Origin of the sequence: Psychrobacter pulmonis (genome assembly GCF_904846465.1) — a bacterium.
In the GTDB taxonomy this organism is placed as follows: domain Bacteria; phylum Pseudomonadota; class Gammaproteobacteria; order Pseudomonadales; family Moraxellaceae; genus Psychrobacter; species Psychrobacter faecalis.
Genome location: NZ_CAJHAT010000011.1, coordinates 1 through 4652, shown reverse-complemented (window position 1 = coordinate 4652; position 4652 = coordinate 1). Strand labels below are relative to the sequence as shown.

Here is a 4652-nt window from a genome sequence, read left to right as displayed (position 1 = left end):
CAGGCGAAACAAGAAGCGGAGAAGGTGGCACAGGCGAAACAGGAAGCGGAGAAGGTGGCACAGGCGAAACAGGAAGCGGAGAAGGTGGCACGGGCGAAACAGGAAGCGATGGAGAAGGCAGCAGAACGTCAGCGCATAGAGAAAAGGAAGCCTTCTGACATGCTAAACAAGCTTGGGGCAAGAGTTCAGATAGTTGACGCAGATAGATACGGCAATATTACAACAACCTATAAAGATACAACCGCGATTATTTCCGCCAACTTACATAAACTTATAAAAAACGGCATAGCCAAAAACAAAGAAATAGTGATAACGAATACAGATTATCGCGGTGAGCAAGTAAATCCAGAATACGCGCAAAACAATACGGCTAAAGCATTTGAGCGTTTCATGCTACAGAAAAATGTCTTAAACGACCCTCGTATCTTGATTGACTTCGGTCTTGGAAAAGAATCACTTGGCATTCGGGATTTTGCAGAAAAATACAACATAAAATGCGATTTTCACGACTTAGAGAAACTGGATTCTCTTAATCCTGTCGCTGAGCCACAGCTAACAGTGGAGAAACCCACACAACCAAAAGCAGAGCAAAAACCGCAAGTTGATTCATCTTATGATAATAGTCCGAATTATCCCTAAAGTGAGAAGTATTTGCTGTACGCCTTGGAGCGTAAGGGATTGAGATTGACGATATTGTCAATAAAGCGTAAACTCAACCCCTAGAAAGGTTTAAGCCCCGACGTTGGAAGCGTCAGGGCTTAAGTAAATCATTAATCTGTGGTGGCAGATAAAGACTACTTGTGGTGAGTGTCATTATAACTAAGCTACCGCGCTAAAACAAGCGTGGACACATGTATAACATACAGAAAGTAGACCTTCAGAACTGGCAAGATAGCCCTATCCTAAGTCAATATTTCAATGATCTGCCCGACAAACCTTACTGTTCGTACATCAAAAATTTCTGCGAAATTCGCGCGAAAAAATGCGCGATAGAGCGTGTCTATATACAGCCAAATCCGCCTGTCCGTGTCAACTATATCGTCATTGATATTGACCACGCCAACGGCATACACGCAGCGTTATATGACGCTGATTTACCGCCTCCTCATCTGATAATACAGAACCCTGAGAACTCCCACGTTCACCTAGTATATAAGCTTAAATACCCCGTTTATATGTGGGGCAAAGCTAAGGCGAAACACATACGCTATCTAGCGCGTGTTGAATATGGAATGGTACGTAAATTGGGCGCTGACGCCAGTTATGGCGGTAATCTGATGAAAAACCCGCTTAGTGATACATGGAAGACATACACAACGACTGCACCTCTTGAGGGCTACACACTTAAATACCTCGCTCAATTCGTCAATCTTGACGTTGTTCCCTCTGATGACGAAGCCGCTAACGACCAAGGGTTCGGGCGTAACTGCTCATTGTTCGACATGGTAAGACCCTATGGCTACAACGAAAGCACGGCAAGCTACGACGCGCTTGTACAGCTACTTAAGCCCATAGCCGAAAACTATAACAATCAGTTTGACGTACCGCTATTTGAAAATGAAGTCATGCACATTGTCCGCAGCATTGCGCGTTATTGTAGCAAAACAGACTTCACAGTAAGCAATAAGCGCTTCTCAGAGACCCAGAGCATTAGATCAAAAATGAGGTGGGGCGATAGCACTGATACCCAAAAACAGGCGCTACAGATGTATGCTGATGGCATTAAAAAGACGGACATTGCAAAGCAATTAGGGGTAACAACTAAAACCCTTACACGGTGGGGCTTGCGTAAGAAAAAATAAAAAAAAGGGACATCCCATAATCAGTTATTAGCCCGTAGGGGGGATTTTGGCTATTTCGCGGTCTTTAGCGTTAAGCTAATCTTAATAATAAAAATATTCAAATCCCTTATTATAATTCCACACAGAGTCGAGATTCTGATCTGTCTGTCAAAGTGCTTAGGCTATAGCTCAAACAGATTCTTACTACAGCGTATTAACTTTGCTCTCCTCTATCTCCGCTATTCAAACATATACCAAATGTCCGTCCGTATGCTTCAAATATGGCTTCTAAGGCGCTTTGTTTGCTATTTGAGCTACCCTAGTAGCTTAGCTATCTGAACAGGGCTGTTAGAGCGCATTACAGAGCGTTGTACTTTTTAGCTTTTCGAAAACATTTGGTCTTTGATTAATTAGCACCGTCTAATTTAAAAAACCTTTAAAATCAATATTTTAAGCTATATTATTAATCATTTTCGCAAAAAATTAACCTAAAATACGAGATTTTGAGCATATATATACTCATAAATATACAAAATGAGTACGAATAAACTCAATGTTATACAAATGAGTATAAATGAACTCTGTGTATAAATATACTCAAATTAATAATGAGCATAAAAATACTCAAAAATTAAATGAGTTTAAAAATACTCAAAAGTCAAAAATGAGTGTAAATAGACTCAAAAAAACACAAATAAACGTAAAAAGCTATTGAGTATAAATGTACTCTATGCTACTATAATGAGTATAAACAAGCTCAAAAAATATTTAGGCTATACAAATAAAGGGGTTAAGGCTATGAAAACAAAATATGATCGTAACATCAAAGTTACTATGAATGAGATACACCAAGGGGAGCAGCGGAGAAGTAGCACAACATTAAGCTATATCATATGTAATTACTATTTCGGTGACATTTTGTACCCTGAAATAGCGCTTAAAGCTAAGACAGATAAGCGCTACAAAGACCCTGATGCGCGATACAGAAAGTGGCTGGAGGGAAAGGTAGTAGACTGGGCTAAAACACAACCACAAGCGCGTAGTGATGTTTTAGAGAGGACACTGCTAGAACTTATATACAATCACGGTTACAGGCTCGGACTGGAAAAAAATAAGGACAATAATGGCTTAGACGTTTAGCAGTTAATGATTAGCGTTGTTAGAGTGCATCAGATCGTCTTTAACAACGTCTTGATCTGACTTTGATACATACCCCTCATTGAATAGCTTTTGCATCAACTGGGCTATCTGTGGGCTGTCTTTACTGGCTGTTTTAAGTGCAGCACCCCATATCACTTTTTTTCGTGTTTCTAGCTTTCTAGCTGCTGTTTTTTCAGCGTTCATAATTCGCTGGGTAGCAGCACGAGCCTTCACTAATTCATCTGCTTTTTTCTCAGCTCTTAACAATACAGAGAGCTTTTTATCATCATCATCTGAGCGCTCTGATTTGCTCCCCAGTGCGACAATTAGTTTTTGAGTGTCATTAGGTGATTTATAAGCTCTAAAACGTGTCACAAGCGAATTAAGGTATTCTGTATCGATGTTAGCCATTATTTACTAATCCTTATGTTTTTTAATTCTTCTCGATCCTAACATGCTATGATAATATCTGCATAGCGATATGTTTTTTCTTTGTCTGAGCAAGACAAAGCACGGTTAGACGTTTCTATTTTTTTCCGCTATCGCTACAAAAAATAGAAACCCGTGCCAAAGGGGAAAAGACCCCTTTGAAAACCCCAAAAGATTAAAAACACACAAGAGCAAAAAAAATGGCAATAGGTCGATTGAGTGTATGCACAGGAGCAAAAGGAAAAGCGTCAGCACACGCTCAATATATTGCGCGTGAGGGAAAATACGAGAAAGACCCAAAGATCGAAAAACTAGAGCATACAGAAGTTGGAAACATGCCGAAGTGGGCTGAGTCTGATCCCAACTTCTTCTGGAAAATGTCGGACGAACACGAACGAAAAAACGGCTCAACGTATCGAGAACACGTTATCACGTTGCCGCGTGAACTTAATGAGGCACAACGATTGGCACTTATTCACGATTGGATCAAGCAAGAGATCGGCGATAAATTCGCCTATCAATTCGCGATCCACAACCCAAAAGCAATGGACGGATTAGAGCAGCCACACTGTCATCTGATGTTCTCAGAGCGTACCATAGACGGCATCGAGCGCGATCCTGATCAATATTTCAGACGGTATAATGCAAAAAACCCCGAACGTGGCGGTGCAAAAAAAGCAAACACAGGCATAGCACCAGCTGACAGAAAAGCCGAGTTGTCTGAGCAGCGTGACCGCTGGGAAAGAATGTGCAATTCCCATCTTGAGTTAGCCAATAGAAAAGCAAGAATTAGCATGAAGTCGCTTAAGGATCGAGGATATAAGCGCCAGCCTGTAAATTTAACAATGGCACAAATTCAGACGCCTAAGATTAGAGCTGTATATTTGGACAGCCTTGAGGCCAAAAGAATGTATATAGCAGCACTAAAAGACCGCAAAAAAATAGATATACCTACAGAATTAGAAATGCAAGAAAGACAAAAACGCTTAGCCGACATAATGAAACTGAGAGAAGCCGCACAACAGAAGACAGCGCAAGAAGCGGAGAAGGTGGCACAGGCGAAACAAGAAGCGGAGAAGGTGGCACAGGCGAAACAAGAAGCGGAGAAGGTGGCGCAGGCGAAACAAGAAGCGGAGAAGGTGGCGCAGGCGAAACAAGAAGCGGAGAAGGTGGCGCAGGCGAAACAAGAAGCGGAGAAGGTGGCACAGGCGAAACAGGAAGCGGAGAAGGTGGCACAGGCGAAACAGGAAGCGGAGAAGGTGGCACGGGCGAAACAGGAAGCGATGGAGAAGGCAGCAGAAC

4 protein-coding genes and 1 pseudogene are annotated in these 4652 nt (G+C 41.9%); 4 read left to right on the top strand and 1 reads right to left on the bottom strand.

Annotation, left to right across the window (positions count from 1 at the left end):
- From JMX70_RS12400 to JMX70_RS12390, 3 genes and pseudogenes are all read left to right on the top strand, one after another.
- Positions 1-639: pseudogene (locus tag JMX70_RS12400) on the top strand (hypothetical protein); the annotation flags it as partial.
- Between the two features lie 212 nt (positions 640-851).
- The gene (locus JMX70_RS12395) at positions 852-1802 is read left to right on the top strand and encodes a replication initiation protein (protein ID WP_201592580.1); all 951 of its coding nucleotides are present in this window, start codon (positions 852-854) and stop codon (positions 1800-1802) included.
- A gap of 720 nt (positions 1803-2522) precedes the next feature.
- Positions 2523-2921: a hypothetical protein gene (locus JMX70_RS12390; RefSeq protein ID WP_201592578.1), complete on the top strand. Its 399-nt coding sequence runs from the start codon at positions 2523-2525 to the stop codon at positions 2919-2921.
- 3 nt (positions 2922-2924) lie between these two features.
- Here JMX70_RS12390 and JMX70_RS12385 read toward each other — a convergent pair whose 3' ends face one another.
- Positions 2925-3332, bottom strand: coding sequence for a hypothetical protein (locus JMX70_RS12385; protein ID WP_201592574.1), 408 nt, complete (start codon positions 3330-3332; stop codon positions 2925-2927).
- A 218-nt stretch (positions 3333-3550) separates the two neighbouring features.
- Between JMX70_RS12385 and JMX70_RS12380 the strand changes: the two genes are divergently transcribed.
- Positions 3551-4652 (top strand): MobA/MobL family protein (locus tag JMX70_RS12380; RefSeq protein ID WP_227671270.1); only part of this gene is annotated, 1102 nt, incomplete at its 3' end.

Coding starts and splice junctions, on each gene's coding strand:
- JMX70_RS12395 (WP_201592580.1), top strand. CDS start 852: ATGTATAACATACAGAAAGTAGACCTTCAGAACTGGCAAGATAGCCCT.
- JMX70_RS12390 (WP_201592578.1), top strand. CDS start 2,523: ATGAGTATAAACAAGCTCAAAAAATATTTAGGCTATACAAATAAAGGG.
- JMX70_RS12385 (WP_201592574.1), bottom strand. CDS start 3,332: ATGGCTAACATCGATACAGAATACCTTAATTCGCTTGTGACACGTTTT.